The 13,547-nt window shown below is 58.5% G+C and carries 9 protein-coding genes; 2 read left to right on the top strand and 7 right to left on the bottom strand.

The window, feature by feature from the left end; genetic code table 11:
• Window positions 1-23: 23 nt before the first annotated feature.
• Entirely contained in the window at window positions 24-1,658 is a 1,635-nt protein-coding gene (locus tag ACZ9DP_RS05000) for a caspase family protein (protein ID WP_476200563.1), read from the bottom strand.
• Window positions 1,659-2,064: 406 nt separating this feature from the next.
• Here ACZ9DP_RS05000 and ACZ9DP_RS04995 point away from each other — a divergent pair, with 406 nt between their 5' ends.
• Window positions 2,065-4,269: a caspase family protein gene (locus tag ACZ9DP_RS04995; RefSeq protein ID WP_476200562.1), complete on the top strand. Its 2,205-nt coding sequence runs from the start codon at window positions 2,065-2,067 to the stop codon at window positions 4,267-4,269.
• Window positions 4,270-4,321: 52 nt separating this feature from the next.
• Window positions 4,322-5,071: a hypothetical protein gene (locus ACZ9DP_RS04990; protein ID WP_476200561.1), complete on the top strand. Its 750-nt coding sequence runs from the start codon at window positions 4,322-4,324 to the stop codon at window positions 5,069-5,071.
• A 559-nt stretch (window positions 5,072-5,630) separates the two neighbouring features.
• Here ACZ9DP_RS04990 and ACZ9DP_RS04985 read toward each other — a convergent pair.
• The 6 genes from ACZ9DP_RS04985 to ACZ9DP_RS04960 form a co-directional block, all read right to left on the bottom strand.
• On the bottom strand, window positions 5,631-5,978 hold the full coding sequence (locus tag ACZ9DP_RS04985) for a hypothetical protein (protein WP_476200559.1): 348 nt from the start codon (window positions 5,976-5,978) through the stop codon (window positions 5,631-5,633).
• 431 nt (window positions 5,979-6,409) lie between these two features.
• On the bottom strand, window positions 6,410-9,670 hold the full coding sequence (locus ACZ9DP_RS04980; protein ID WP_476200557.1) for an error-prone DNA polymerase: 3,261 nt from the start codon (window positions 9,668-9,670) through the stop codon (window positions 6,410-6,412).
• Window positions 9,667-11,181, bottom strand: a complete 1,515-nt coding sequence (locus ACZ9DP_RS04975; RefSeq protein ID WP_476200556.1) for a Y-family DNA polymerase — start codon at window positions 11,179-11,181, stop codon at window positions 9,667-9,669. Before ACZ9DP_RS04975 ends, ACZ9DP_RS04980 begins: the two co-directional genes overlap by 4 nt.
• The gene (locus ACZ9DP_RS04970) at window positions 11,099-11,857 is read right to left on the bottom strand and encodes an ImuA family protein (protein WP_476200554.1); all 759 of its coding nucleotides are present in this window, start codon (window positions 11,855-11,857) and stop codon (window positions 11,099-11,101) included. The genes ACZ9DP_RS04975 and ACZ9DP_RS04970 overlap by 83 nt, the downstream gene beginning before the upstream one ends.
• Before the next feature lie 848 nt (window positions 11,858-12,705).
• Window positions 12,706-13,128, bottom strand: coding sequence for a PIN domain-containing protein (locus ACZ9DP_RS04965; protein ID WP_476200553.1), 423 nt, complete (start codon window positions 13,126-13,128; stop codon window positions 12,706-12,708).
• Window positions 13,125-13,379 carry a type II toxin-antitoxin system Phd/YefM family antitoxin gene (locus tag ACZ9DP_RS04960; protein WP_239603250.1) on the bottom strand — a complete coding sequence of 85 codons (255 nt, stop codon included), beginning with the start codon at window positions 13,377-13,379 and terminating at the stop codon, window positions 13,125-13,127. Before ACZ9DP_RS04960 ends, ACZ9DP_RS04965 begins: the two co-directional genes overlap by 4 nt.
• Window positions 13,380-13,547: the final 168 nt, after the last annotated feature.

Here is a 13,547-nt window from a genome sequence, read left to right as displayed (position 1 = left end):
CTCCTTTGCATGCCTTTCCCGGGCTAACTCCAATTGCAGTGCCATTGCATGCCGCGCGCCGCACGGCGGCAGATAAGGCCGCGGCCACAGGAATGCGTGGCGGTCCTGAAAGTCCGACCACGGCCCGTGCCGCGCGAGAAGGTCTCACGGGCAGCGATGTGAGCATCGGCCGGGCAGTTGCCGAAGGTCTTTGGGGGGGCGGTCGGCGGAGTGATCGCGTTTTGCAACGTGCGCTTCGCCGGCGCCTTGATCTCGGCGCAGCGGCCGTTTCTCTCCTGCTGGTTCTGGGCGCAAACGAGCGGACAGATCCGCGACTTCTGCGTGCGAAGCCGCTCAAGCACATCGCCTGAAGGCTCAAGTGCCGCAAGCTCGACCTTGCTGCGTCTGGCGAACTGCCCCAGCGCCCGACGGCTGCCGTCACCCCAAAGCCCGTCCTCGCTGCCGGCACCGCAGCCAACGCGGTTCAGTTCCTTCTGGATCGAGCGCACCAGTTCGCGGTCCGGCGCTCCGGCATCGGGGGTCGCGCCGCCCGTACTCGGGGGGGCAAGTGCAGCCAACTGCTTCTCGGCGGTTGACAGATCGACGTCAGCCCGTGCGGGCTGCTGCACGGTTGCAGCGGCCTTCGCCTCAGCGGCGGGCTGCTCCGCTGCTGCCCTTTCAATAATCCGGATTTTTGCCTTCGCCAGTGAGACAAAGAGTCCGTTCGGATATTGCTGCAGATAGGCATCGAACAAATCCCGGTCAGTCGACGCCTTTATCGTGTCCCAGAAGGCAAGCTCGGCGGCATTGTCCGTTCTGCCGGTATCGGCTATCGCGGGCCCCAGCTTCGCCACGGGGTTCAGTACTACCTCGCCAGTAAGCGAGGAATTGTCCCAAGGCACCTGTTTTCCATGCGTCGCCTCGAGCACGTCGCGACGAACGTCGATCAATTCACGGGTAATATCCCGGCCGGGCTTGCCGAGGTGACGCAGAAGTGCAGCGGAAAAGGGAGAATTGCGGCCCTCGCCATCGAGCGCCACGTTGCCAGGCTGGGTGGCAAAGGCGATGAGAGAGCCGACACCACTTCCAACCTTGGCAAGCCCACGGCCGACCGAGAAAGAGCGTGTTCCCATGGAGCGGGCGAGATTGACCGCCAGCGGATTGTCACGGCAGGCGTCGAGGAACACGAGATTGACGCGCGTCGTGCGTTCCATGGCTGACAGGATCAAGTCCATCGGCACCGCCTCGAATTCCAGGTCGATATACGAAAGAAGCTTCGCATCGACAGGCGCGATATAGTTCTCTCCATTCACCTGCAGACCGTGGCCGGCATAGTAGAATAGAGCGATGTCGGCACCATCGAGGCTGCCGACGAAATCGCTGATCGTGCGCCTGACGCCGGCGAGATCGAGGTCGCTACCGACGACAACCTCGAAGCCGAGATCCCGCAGCTTGGCCGCCATGTCGCCTGCGTCGTTCCCAGGGTTCGGCAACATCGGCACATGCTGATAGGCAGAATTACCGATGACCAGCGCCACGCGCTTCTCAGCGAGCGCCTGCGAGCACATCAGCACCAATAGGATCGTCAGGGCGATGCGAAGGCACTGCATGTCATACCCCCCGGCATGCTCGTCCATGCCCTTGAACGTCGCCTGTGCCGCCCCAGCGTTTCGGCCCATGGGAAGGGTACGACTGATCGCGACCCGGCCCTTGTCCGTTTCGAGAAACGACCGCAGGTCTGGTCTATGGATTAACGACCCTGGCTCGTTTTCAATCAATTGCTAAATAGGATTAGGCAGGCATATGCATTGTGCTTAGACGTCAGCAGACTTTAGATATTTCACGACCGCCGTTCTTCTCATGGCGCCTCCGTCATAATGGTCGGCTGAGGCGGACAGTGCGTTCTCCGCGCAGCCTCGTGACGGCCATGGCTGAACTGATCGACTCGATCCATCAGTCACCCAAATTTGGCATGGTTGATACTCCTTTTCGACGGTGAAGCAATTCACGCATTAGTATACAAATGCGTAGACACTCGCTCCGAAACTAACGAGCCACATTTGGTTGCGTAGAGGAGACCACATCGTGTTATCAAGTTCCCTGAGAACCACGCTGCTAGGCGCCGCGAGCTCGGTGCTGTTTGCAACACTTGTTATGACGTCTCCGGCTTCCGCTCAAACCAATTACGCGGTCATTGTTGGCGTCACTGAATACCCTAAACTTCCGAAGTCCAATTGGCTTGTCGGCCCAAGGAACGATGCAACATTAGTGCGCGAGTATCTCACGAAGCGATCTCCTGTCCGCTTTGAGCCAACAAATGTTACACTCTTGGCGGACAACGTGAATGGAGCCGGGGAGCCCACTCGCGCGTCAATCCTCTCAACGCTGGATACTCTTGGGAGGGAGGTTGGCAGTGGTGATTTTGTTTACATCCACTTTTCCGGACATGGCTTCCAGCAACCCTCAGATGACTCGTCCGAAACAGATGGTCTTGATGAGATCTTTCTTCCGAAGGATACCGGGCACTGGGTTGATGAAACCAAGCGCTTGGACAATGCGATAGTCGATGGCGAGATCGGCCAGAAGCTCAATAAGATACGTGAGAAAGGCGCGTTCATTTGGGCCGTGTTTGATACGTGCAACTCTGGAACGGCTACGCGCGCTGCGCCCGTTGACAGTACCAAAATCCGAAAAATTGGGCCGGAGGAGGTGGGTATGCCGCAGCAAGTGTTGCGGGCGAGCGAACGCCAGCGGGCGCTAAAGTTCTGGGAGGTGGAAGTACCAGACGAAGCAGCCGCTAATATCTCGCAGGCGGGTGGATTGGTTGCCTTCTTTGCCGCACAGTCGAATGAAACTACTCCGGAAATGCCTTTACCGGAAACGAGATCTCCGATTTTTGGCCTATTCACTTACACTCTGTTCTCGAAGCTGGCCGAGAATCCCAATGTTACGTATCGCCAACTTGCAGATAGTATTCTGCAGTACTATGCGAGCATCAACCGCAACAGCACCACGCCTTTGTTCGAAGGTGATTTAGACGCGTCCGTCTTCGGAGACAACCTCGGCAACTTTGTCCCTCAGTGGCCAATCAAATTGGCCAAGGACCATGCGACAGTACAAGCCGGTTTGCTGGATGGTCTGGCAGTTGGAACTCGACTGGCGATCGTTGATAAGCCCGCATCTTTAACCCAGAACGCAATTGGTTTTGTCGAGGTGACGAGCGCCGACAGCTTCTCGAGCCAAGTTGTTTTGTCTTCATCGCAGGTGAAGGATGCTTCTGCCGAGAAAGCTGGCGAGGCTCAGACCACAACGAAAATGATTAGGACACTCCGCGAGATTCCGCCAAGTAGTTATGTTCGCCTCGTTGAGCGCGCATACGATTTCACACTCAAGGTAGCGCGACCGGCCGATACTGGCGATTACCCCGACAGTTTTGCGAAAGTCAACGAGTTGCTTGATGCCATTGTCGTTGACGAAACCTCACAACTTAGCATTGAAATTGTGCAGCCCGGTATACCAGCTGATCTTCGCTTAGCTGTGTTTGACGAGAGCGACCTGAGGGGTGCCACTTTGGGTGCGAACCGGCGTCCGGCGCTATGGTTCCTGCCTGAATCCGGTGAAGCTTCTCTGGACGTTGGCCGAACACCTCCTTCGATCGCGATAGAGGGTCGCTCCCAAGAGACTCTCCGCGATACTATTACTCGATACCTGACAAGCATCTATCGCGCGACAAGCCTATATAAGATTAGCCAAAGCTCCGATTACACTGCCGAGGAAATCCAGCTGAAGCTGACGATGAGAGCGAAAGTGACTGGCGAAACGGTGGGAATTACAACCAGCGGCATGACTGTAGCTACGCCAGGCGATATGGTCCGCGTGCAAGCAATGAACAAAACTCGCAGCATGGTCGACATGAATATTATTTACATTGGGAGTGACTATTCCATCTCGCATATTCAAAGTGAACGACTTCAACCATCGGCGTTGTTCGATGAGGAGTCTCTTGAATTCACGGAGACAACCTACGGCAATGAGTTTATTGTGGTCGTATTTACCGAGGCTCGCCCGCTTACCCGGACGCTGGACCTGAGCTTTCTCGCGCAGAAAGGTTTGCGCTCTGCGACGCGCCCCTCCTCTCCGAAGAACATAGCGGATTTGGTCCAGAGCATGGGTTCCGCGGCCCCGGCACGCGGTGTGTTACCCATCAAAGATTCGGCAGACGGTAAGCCGCGCGGCTCCATCATGCTTTTTCCAATTCGCACGGTTCCGCCTTCCTCAAGCAAGAGGTGAAGGATAACTGGAGCCAAGAAAATCATCTCAACGCTACGAAAATGAGATGCAAATGGATCACGACGAGAAGAAGAGAATAGGCCAGGCCATCCAACGTTACATCGTGGAGAGAAAGCTTAGCAGGGAAGGTTTTGCGCATAAGACAGGCACCTCCCTCAGCAATGTGAACAAAATGGTGACTGGTCTCTTCACCGAAAAGGGTTTGGCCAAAGTTGAAAAAAGCACCGGAGTTCGATTTCGCTCTCGTGTATCGAGTGAGCGCTATGGCAGCTACACGTTTGAGGAAGCGGAGCGCTACCAAGGCACGTTCGAATATCTACGCTACTCGTTTGAGGATGTGGCCACCATTCACTGCTACTCGATGAGGATTGATTGGTCCGAGGAGAATGCATGCCTGCAAATACAGCACAAAGGCATCGCTGAGAGCGAATTCAAGCAATTCGGTTACATCTCCATGCCTAAAAGGGTGCCACACATCTTCATAGTTTCCAACGCCGGCGGACTTCATAATCTCAACATCCTGGGAGTGATGGATTTCACCAGGACCATGCATGGAGGCTTGTACACGATTGGCAGAATCGGCGAACAAATCTTCGCACCGCGCCTTGTCCCGGTCGCTCTGTGCGGCACCAAAGAGGAAACTGAGACCCGCTACGTGCATCCGAAAGAGCAAGATTATGAGCGGTATAAGCGTCTTATCGAGACATCACGCGAAGTTGTAGCCGCGCAAGCGAGTTTGTTGATCAACAATCCCTCTCAAAGCCGCCTGCGGAGCAAGCTTCCGAATCCTCTGTCTCGGTAATTTCGAATTTGTGCTTCTTGCCTGTCGATCTGGAAGTGTAGGTGCAAGTTCCCCTACCTGCGGCTAACAGGCATACAAACGAGCCATACCTTGATCCGCCAAGGTCAACATGTCCGCCATATTCGTTCTGAATGGTTCCGGCACCCACAGTATTCCAACAGCCGCCAACGTGGGGCTGAATAGTGAGGGTCGTTCCGGTGAACTTGAAGTTCGGATATCCCAGACAATAAACGTCGTTGTCAGCAGAGCGGCTTGTTACGCTCAAAGTCCGATCAACGCTCCCATCGCTGAATCTCGAAATGACGAGCGAAAACGTCCTGCGAAGATTGAAGAGCTCGCCCTGCCACTCCCGGGTCCGTTGATATGCCGGCTCATCCCCACGGCTAAACTCCGGCGGCATACCGCCAAAGGGATTTGCGAGTTGCTCCGCTGGATGAGCGGAACACGCTCCTGCGAGGTATCCAGTGACAAAGGTGCTGAGCAGCCAACGACGACGGTACATCCCCCCTCCCCCGCCTGCACGAAGAGCGCGACGTAGATCGCGCTCTTCGTTTTTACATCAATAAGTGACGAAGCGGAAGCCATTGCCACTGTAGCTGGTAAGCTCCACGTCGGAGATGTTGCAGACGTACTGGTGGAACACGTGCTCCAAGCCGTCATACGTTACCAGCGTCACATCGAAGTCGCATTGATGGCCGAGCGGCTCTATGTCCAGCGAGTCCCCGTATTCCAAAATGGTTGGGCCAAGCAGGTCATCGCTCCACTCCGTGGCAGGGCCGCGGATATAGACTTCGACAACATCCTCGCCACTGTAGTTATGGAGTTCGAAGCGATTATTGGCAGCCTGCGTTGCGTCGGCGGTCAAAAAAGTCACAGCGGCCAGGGTAGCCGCGAGAAGCGTCTTCATGGTATTTGTCCTTGTCTTGAGTTGACCGGGCCGGCGGAGAGGGGTTGTCCAGACTAATCTCTGCCGGCTTGTCTTTGGCTCCGTTTGCCTCTGACAAGCACAAGGTACGAAAGGCTATTTTCAATAGGAAGCGTCATTCCTTTCCCAAATTTCTGACAGGCGCCGGACGGCCCACTGCTATGAGTGAATTGTCCGCCACCAGCACTCATGAAGGCGGGCCGACGCGAATAGCAACCGCATTCTCGCGCGATTAGCGCGCCCGCTTCAAAATCAAAGCCCTTTCAAAGCCTGCTGGAGCGTTTTTCGCGTGGACCACGATACCTCCTACCGTGTCCGCTCTCTCTTGCACGCGCCTGTGGCCAAAATACCGACACCCGCCAACTATTGCGCCTGCCTCGGCCGCGATAGCAAACCGCCCGGCGCATCTTCGATCAATGGAAGTTCCGCGATTTGATCTTCAGCGTGTCGATGTGCCGATCGGGTTCGTAAATATCTCGCGGCGGAGCCAAAGGCTTTTGTCGATCCCGTGAATCCGGCGAACCGCTTCCGTGGACGACACCGTCACCGCGACCATGTTGCACCGGAAACGCTTCGTCGCGCTCGCCAAGGCCTCTGAGATCGGACGACAGGTCGAACAGCCGCTGAGCGACTAGATGGACGACGTCCCCCTCGCGCTGGATCTTGCCGTTGATGGCGAGCATCGTGGCGGACAACACGACCCGCCTCTGTTTTTCAAATAGGCTCGGCCAGATGACGGCGTTGACGATGCCGGTCTCATCCTCCAGCGTCATGAACATCACCCCCTTGGCCGATCCAGGCCTTTGGCGCAGGAGCACCAGTCCCGCCGTCATCAGCCAGCGCCCGTCCCGCCCGACCATCGCCTCGGCACAGGTGACAATGCTCCGTTTCCTGAGGTCATCACGAAGGAAGGACACCGGATGCTGACGCAAGGTCAGACCTGTGTGACTGTAGTCTTCCACGACCTCCATGCCCTGCGTCATCGATTTCAGCGTGACTTCGGGTTCCTGCATTTCCGCGATCACCCTCGCTTCCCGCTCCGCCGCCGCGGCCCATAGTTCGAGCGGTTCGTCGCGCAACGCCTTGATCGCCCAGAGCGCCTCGCGCCGTTCAAGGCCCATCGACGGGAGGAAAGCGTCCGCTTCGGCAAGCTTGACCAGAGAGGCCGTGGGCACGCCTGATCGCCGCCATATGTCATCGGCCGAGATGAAAAGCTGGCCGGCGCGGGACGCGACGATCCGCGCGGCGTCTGCCGTTGCCAAACCCCGCACCATCCGCAACCCAAGGCGAACAGCGAGATGACGCGAACCCGGCACGTCTTCCAGGGTGCAATCCCAGCGGGACTGATTTACGCAAACGGGTCTGATCTCGATCCCGTGAGCCCTGGCGTCGGCAACGATCTGGGCCGGAGCGTAAAAACCCATCGGCTGAGAGTTCAGGAGAGCCGCGCAGAAGGCGTCCGGATGGTGGCATTTCACCCAGCTTGAGGCGTAAGCGATCAGTGCAAAAGACGCCGCGTGGCTCTCTGGAAAACCGTAACTGCCGAAACCTTCGAGCTGACTAAAGGTCTTTTCAGCGAATTCCGTCGAATATCCGTTTTTCACCATGCCGGACACCAGCTTGTCCTTGAACTTCGAAACCCCTCCCGTGTGCTTGAAGGTCGCCATCGCGCGCCGCAGCTGGTCCGCCTCTCCCGCGGTAAAGCCGGCGCAGACCATCGCGACCTTCATCGCGCTCTCCTGAAAAAGCGGCACGCCAAGCGTCTTGCTCAGCACGGCCTCCAGTTCCGGCGTCGGATACTCCACCTTCTCCCGGCCTTCCCGCCGCCTGAGATACGGATGCACCATGTCGCCCTGGATCGGCCCGGGCCTCACGATCGCCACCTGGATCACCAGGTCGTAGAACGTCCTCGGTTTCAGCCTCGGGAGCATAGACATCTGGGCGCGCGATTCGATCTGGAACGTCCCAAGCGTGTCGGCCTTGCGGATCATCGCGTAGGTCGCCTGGTCCTCCTGCGGAATTGACGCAAGGTCCTTGTTATCACCCTTGTGTTCGGCCATCAGCGCGAAGGCCTTGGACATGCAGGTCAGCATTCCAAGCGCCAGGACGTCGACCTTCATGAAGCGCAGCGCATCGATGTCGTCCTTGTCCCATTCGACGACCTGACGGTCGTCCATCGCCGCCGGCTCGATCGGCACGAGGTCGTCCAGCCTGTCATGGGACAGCACGAAGCCGCCAGGATGCTGCCCAAGATGCCGGGGCGCACCCATCAGTTGCCGAGCAAGATCGAGGGTCAGCCGCAGACGGTAGTCCGAGGCGTTGAGATTGTTCTCCTTGAGATGCTTCTCGCTGACGCCCTCCGACCAGCCCCAAACACCGGATGAAAGCTGGGCGATCATGTCCTCGGGAAGCGAAAGCGCCTTACCGACGTCGCGCAGTGCGCCCTTCGTTCGGTATCGCGTGACCGTGGAGCAGAGTGCGGCCTTGCTCCGGCCGTAGGTCTCGTAAATCCACTGGATGACCTCTTCGCGCCGCTCGTGCTCGAAGTCCACGTCGATGTCCGGCGGCTCGTTGCGCTCTTGGCTCACAAATCGCTCGAACAGGAGATCATTGGTTTCCGGATCGATCGACGTGATGCCGAGGCAATAGCAGACAGCCGAGTTTGCCGCCGATCCCCTGCCCTGACAGAGAATGCCCTTGGAACGGGCGAACCGCACGATGCTGTAGACCGTCAGGAAGTACGGCGCGTATTTCATGGCCCTGATGAGGTCGAGTTCATGCTGGACTGCCCTCCTGACCTTGCCGGGGATGCCCTCGGGATATCGTTCGGCTGCCCCTTCCCAGGCGAACTTCGTAAGGCTCTGCTGGGCGTCGAGGCCCGGAACAATCGCCTCCTCGGGATACTGATATTCGAGTTCGCTCAGATCGAAACGGCAGCGGTCGGCAATCTCCCGCGTTCGGGCCAACGCTTCGGGGTATTCGGCAAACAGCCGATGCATTTCCTCGGGAGCCTTGAGGAAACGGTCTGCATGCCGCTCGCGCTCGAAGCCGACATCGTCGATCGTTGTCTTGTTGCGAATGCAGGTCACGACGTCCTGTAGCTGGCGGCGGGAAGGCTCGTGAAACAGCACGTCGTTGGTGACAACTGTCCGAACTTTGAAGCGGGTCGCCAAGGTCGAAATACCATGGAGGCGCAGCCTGTCGTTCGGCCGACGCCGGAGACAGAGGCTGACATAGGCACGGTCATCGAAGAGCTCGGCGAGCTTGCGCAACTGCATGCCGCAGGTCTCGCCTGCCTCGTCCGGAACCAGGACTGCAATGAGGCCATCGGCGTACTGGGCCAGATCCGAGAAATCGAGAACGCAGTTTCCCTTGCCGCCCCGCGATTTTCCGAGCGACAGCAGACGGCAGAGCCGCGAGTAAGCCGGACGATCTGTCGGGTAAACGAGGATCGACATGCCGTCCGAAAGGTCCAGCCGGCATCCGACAACGAGCAGCACGCCGGTCGTCTTCGCCGCCTCCCAGGCACGCACGATTCCTGCCAGAGTATTGCGATCAACGACGCCGAGCGCATCGATACCGAGGACCGCGGCTGTGGCAAAGAGTTCCTCGGCGGAACTGGCGCCTCGCAGGAAGGAGAAATGCGTCGTGACCTGGAACTCGGCGTATCTCATCCGAACACTCCATGGAGGAACCACTGGTGGGAGCCGGTCTCCGCATCGACACCGTCGCCGGCCCGAAAGATCCAGTATCGTTCGCCCACCTCGTCTTCGACAACGAAGTAATCCCGAACCGCGGACATCTCCGTGGGGCGAAGCCACCATTCGCCGAAGATGCGTTCTGGACCGTCGGCGCGTTTTACGCGTCGTCGCTTGCCGCGCCAGGAGAAGACGGCAGGTGGCTGGTCGGGAAGCAGGGCAATCACCTCGATCCGCTCGGGCGTCGAAAGCAGACGTGACGGCCTGGGCCACTTCGCCGCCCAGTTCTCTCCGGTTTCATCTGCCGTCGGACTGATCTTCCTGACGGACCTTTCCGGAACGTCGGAAGCAACGGGGGCGACGCGATAGAGACGCTGGCCGCGATTGCCGAGGATATCGACCAATGGCGTCACATCGACGACCGTCTCCTCGATCAAAGAGGAGGCGATTTGCTTCTCCTCCAGCGGTTCGACCATAACGGCAATGAGTGCCATCTTCTCGATTCCGAAGCCAGGATCGATCTTCTCGATGCGGTCGCAGAGGAGTTTCGAAAGTCGGGCGGGCTCGCGGACAGGCTTTGCGAGGCCTGCCCTCAGACATTGCCTGATGTTGTCCACGCGGTGAATGATCAAGTCGCATCGTCGCACGCCAAGCCCTCGCTCCTCCAGCCTGGCCGTCAATTGCACGACGAGGCGGCGCGTGTATTTTGCGATGGTTTCGGCCGCGCCGATCGGTTCGGAAAAATTGCGGGATACCTCGACCAGGTCCGGCGTACGGATCGGGTCAATCGGTTCGGCGATCCGGCCAAACATCTGGTCCAGGCGACGGCCGGGTTCCGGACCGAAGCGAAGCGTCAGGGGTGCGCGCGGCATTGCCGAGAGCTGGCCGACGGTATCAACACCGAGCACCCGCAGACCCTGGACCATTTCCGATGGCAGCCTGAGACAGTGGATCGGCAGTTCGGTTACTGCTTTGGCAACCGCTCCAACGGGGACGACGGTCATTTCGTCCGAAGCAAGCCTCGCAAGCGCGTGGGCCGCACCCCAGGTATCGGCTACGGCTGCCTTCGCTGACAATCCCTTCGCCCGCAGTCTGTTCACCAGACCGCTGACGAGGAGGGCTTCGCCGCCCTGCAGATGATCCGCCCCCTCGGTGTCCATCACGAAGCCATCTGTCCCATCCACGGCGACCACCGGCGTGTACTGCCGGAGCGCCCAAAGGGCGAGCCGCTCGAGCGCGGCGGCGTCCGCGCCAGGAGCCGCGTCAACCATGACCAGATCGGCGACCATCGCCTGAGCCTTGCTGGCGGGCATGCCGATTCTTAGACCGAGCTTTGACGCATTGCAGTCTGCGGCAGAAATCCATCGCTTGGAGCCGCTCTTCGAGATGACGACGAGCGGGCGTTCAGCTGGCACGGCTTCTACTCCATGCCGTCTGATCCGATCCGTGGCCAGACGCGGGAAGTAGACAGATACGACCCTTGGCATCGCAGGCTCCTATTTCAAACTCAGCACACTCGCCCGCCTTCACACGCATCAATTCCGCCAGCCATCGCGCCCGGCCGACACCGGCAACGGGAAGCGGTTCGGACGGCAAGACGCTCACGCGCCATCTCGTTGTTGCAGCGGTGGGCTGGCCGTAGTCCGAGGCTTCCGTCTGCCGCCGCCAGCGCCGGAGCGCTATGCCCATCGTGCCGGTCTTTTCGGCTGCCAGCTGGAGACGGCGCGAGACTGTCATGGGAAGACGTACAAGCTCGCCGACCACCGCTCCAAGGCCACCGAAACCGAGGCCTTCTTCCATTGAAGCCAACACATCCTCTTCCCGGTCGGCCTCGCAGAAGATCACCCGGTCGGCATGCAGACCCGCCTGAGATATGGCCGGGAAAAACAGGTCGGGCCTTGTCAGGCACCACAGGATTTTACCCTTTGTGCGGGCGGCGATTCCCGCCGCAAACAGCGCTGCGGCTGCTCCATCGACAGTCCCTGTCCCGCCGCCGGCGACCTCATGCAACGCTCCGTATGAAAGGCCACCGCCCGGAAGGTGTCCATCGATTTCGGCGACCCCGAACGGCAGGACGACCTTGCGGCGGCCAGCCGTTCCTTCGAGATGCTGGATACGGTCTCGAAGCTCGGAGAGGGTAAGGTTCGCGCGCGGCTGCGCCATCTGTGGCCTTCGTCAAAAGCAGGTTTCGATCTCGTTAAAAGCGAGAATGTTCCTCTTTTGTTCCTATGCGAAAAGCGAGTCAATCGGCATGTTTCGGATGGCATCTCAGCTCAAGCGTCCTCCACAGCACGAAAACTCGTGATCCATTAGAGAAATCAATGCGGTACAGGGAGCCTGTCCACAGCACTCAAAAATGTCATCGATGAGAAAATATTCCTGCGGCGGCAGTGCAACTCTGAGAGAGCGGTCACGGGCAAGGTGAATAAAAGCCAGACCTGTTGCCTAGCCCTAGCGTGTCGCGACCCAGTTTGGACCGAAGCCCGCCGCGGACGTCAACAATTTCCCGGCCGACGACCATTAATTCTTCATCGACGCCTGCGCGAGTGCATCGTGCTCTACGAGCTCGACGACTGGCCGCTGGCTGAACCAAGAGCTCCCTGCGGATAATGCGTATAGGGTGGCGAAGGAGCATTTCGCACTGAACCTTAAAGCCCGCAGGGTCGGCACGCGCGGAAGCCAGTACCGTCTCATCGTCAAGGGTAATATAACGGCGGCTGCCATTTCGAGCCCTCTTTGGTAAAGATAGGAATGCGAAGTAGCTCACCGGATAAGCATGCCTAACCGAGGCCCCACTGACGTCATATGCCTTGGCAGCGGCGCGGATGCCACCATCCTGTCTCGCAGCGGCAGCAACAGCGGTTGGGACGCTCGAAGCCAGTATGTACTGGCTACTAAAAGAACGAGCAGGATCTGCAATCACGTTAAGCCGACATCCGCCTAGCCATCAGATAAGCGGTTTCCTATCAGAACCGAACTCGACCGTCTTGAGAACGGGATGGAATATTCTATCAACCCTGCCAAGGATCGACTATGACCACGCCAGTGCCCTCGAAGTCCCTGACATTGCGCGTCACGACGGTCATGCCGTGAACCAGAGCGGTCGCGGCAATGAGCGCATCGGCCTCGTTGCGCCTGTCAGGAATATGCAAATGCGCGCAGCGTGTCGCGATCGCCTCATCTATCGGCAGGATACGGCCTGCGAATTCCGGGCGCACATGATTGTCGAGCCATGAACGCAAGCGAGCGCCCTGCGCCGCGTCCCGGCGCTGCACACCGAGTATACCCCGTTCAAGTTCAAGGATGGTGATCGCCGAAATGTAAAAACTGACTGCATCTTCCGCGTCGATCCACGCCACCACATTGGCATCGGCCTTACCGTCACCAATCTTGCGCAGTTCGGAGACGACATTGGTATCGAGCAGATAGATCAAGATAGATCGACTCCGCGCGGCGTGATCTCAACGCGAGGCGGATCAAATTCGATTTCCGAAAGGCCCGGCATTGCGAGAGCATCGACGAGGCTGCGGTGCTTGCCGGTCAGGCGCTCGAACTCGTCATAGGTCATCAGCACATGGGAAGGCTTTCCCCGATCCGTGATGATAACCGGGCCCTTTATGGCAGCCTTCTTGGCGCTGCTGACGTCGTGGTTCAACTCGCGGCTGGAAAGGGTTGTGATGTTCATGGCACGCTCCCATGTAGGTATTTACCTACATATAGCAATTGAGGATGGAAAGACAAGTCTGGACCGTTCAAGGTGGACGTCCCAGGCCGTGCGTTAGGTTGAACCCGACGCCGAATAGTGCCGGGACTGTCGACCTAGATCTGTTTTGACGATGCGACCGCATCTATC

Source organism: Rhizobium sp. USDA 4016 (assembly GCF_056279705.1).
The sequence above is the reverse complement of the archived record's forward strand: the minus strand, read 5'-3'. Positions and strand labels throughout refer to the sequence as shown.

Excerpts from the sequence above, each read along its gene's own strand:
- ACZ9DP_RS05000 (WP_476200563.1), bottom strand. The coding sequence starts at position 1,658 with ATGGGCCGAAACGCTGGGGCGGCACAGGCGACGTTCAAGGGCATGGAC.
- ACZ9DP_RS04990 (WP_476200561.1), top strand. The coding sequence starts at position 4,322 with ATGGATCACGACGAGAAGAAGAGAATAGGCCAGGCCATCCAACGTTAC.
- ACZ9DP_RS04985 (WP_476200559.1), bottom strand. The coding sequence starts at position 5,978 with ATGAAGACGCTTCTCGCGGCTACCCTGGCCGCTGTGACTTTTTTGACC.
- ACZ9DP_RS04980 (WP_476200557.1), bottom strand. The coding sequence starts at position 9,670 with ATGAGATACGCCGAGTTCCAGGTCACGACGCATTTCTCCTTCCTGCGA.
- ACZ9DP_RS04975 (WP_476200556.1), bottom strand. The coding sequence starts at position 11,181 with ATGCCAAGGGTCGTATCTGTCTACTTCCCGCGTCTGGCCACGGATCGG.
- ACZ9DP_RS04970 (WP_476200554.1), bottom strand. The coding sequence starts at position 11,857 with ATGGCGCAGCCGCGCGCGAACCTTACCCTCTCCGAGCTTCGAGACCGT.
- ACZ9DP_RS04960 (WP_239603250.1), bottom strand. The coding sequence starts at position 13,379 with ATGAACATCACAACCCTTTCCAGCCGCGAGTTGAACCACGACGTCAGC.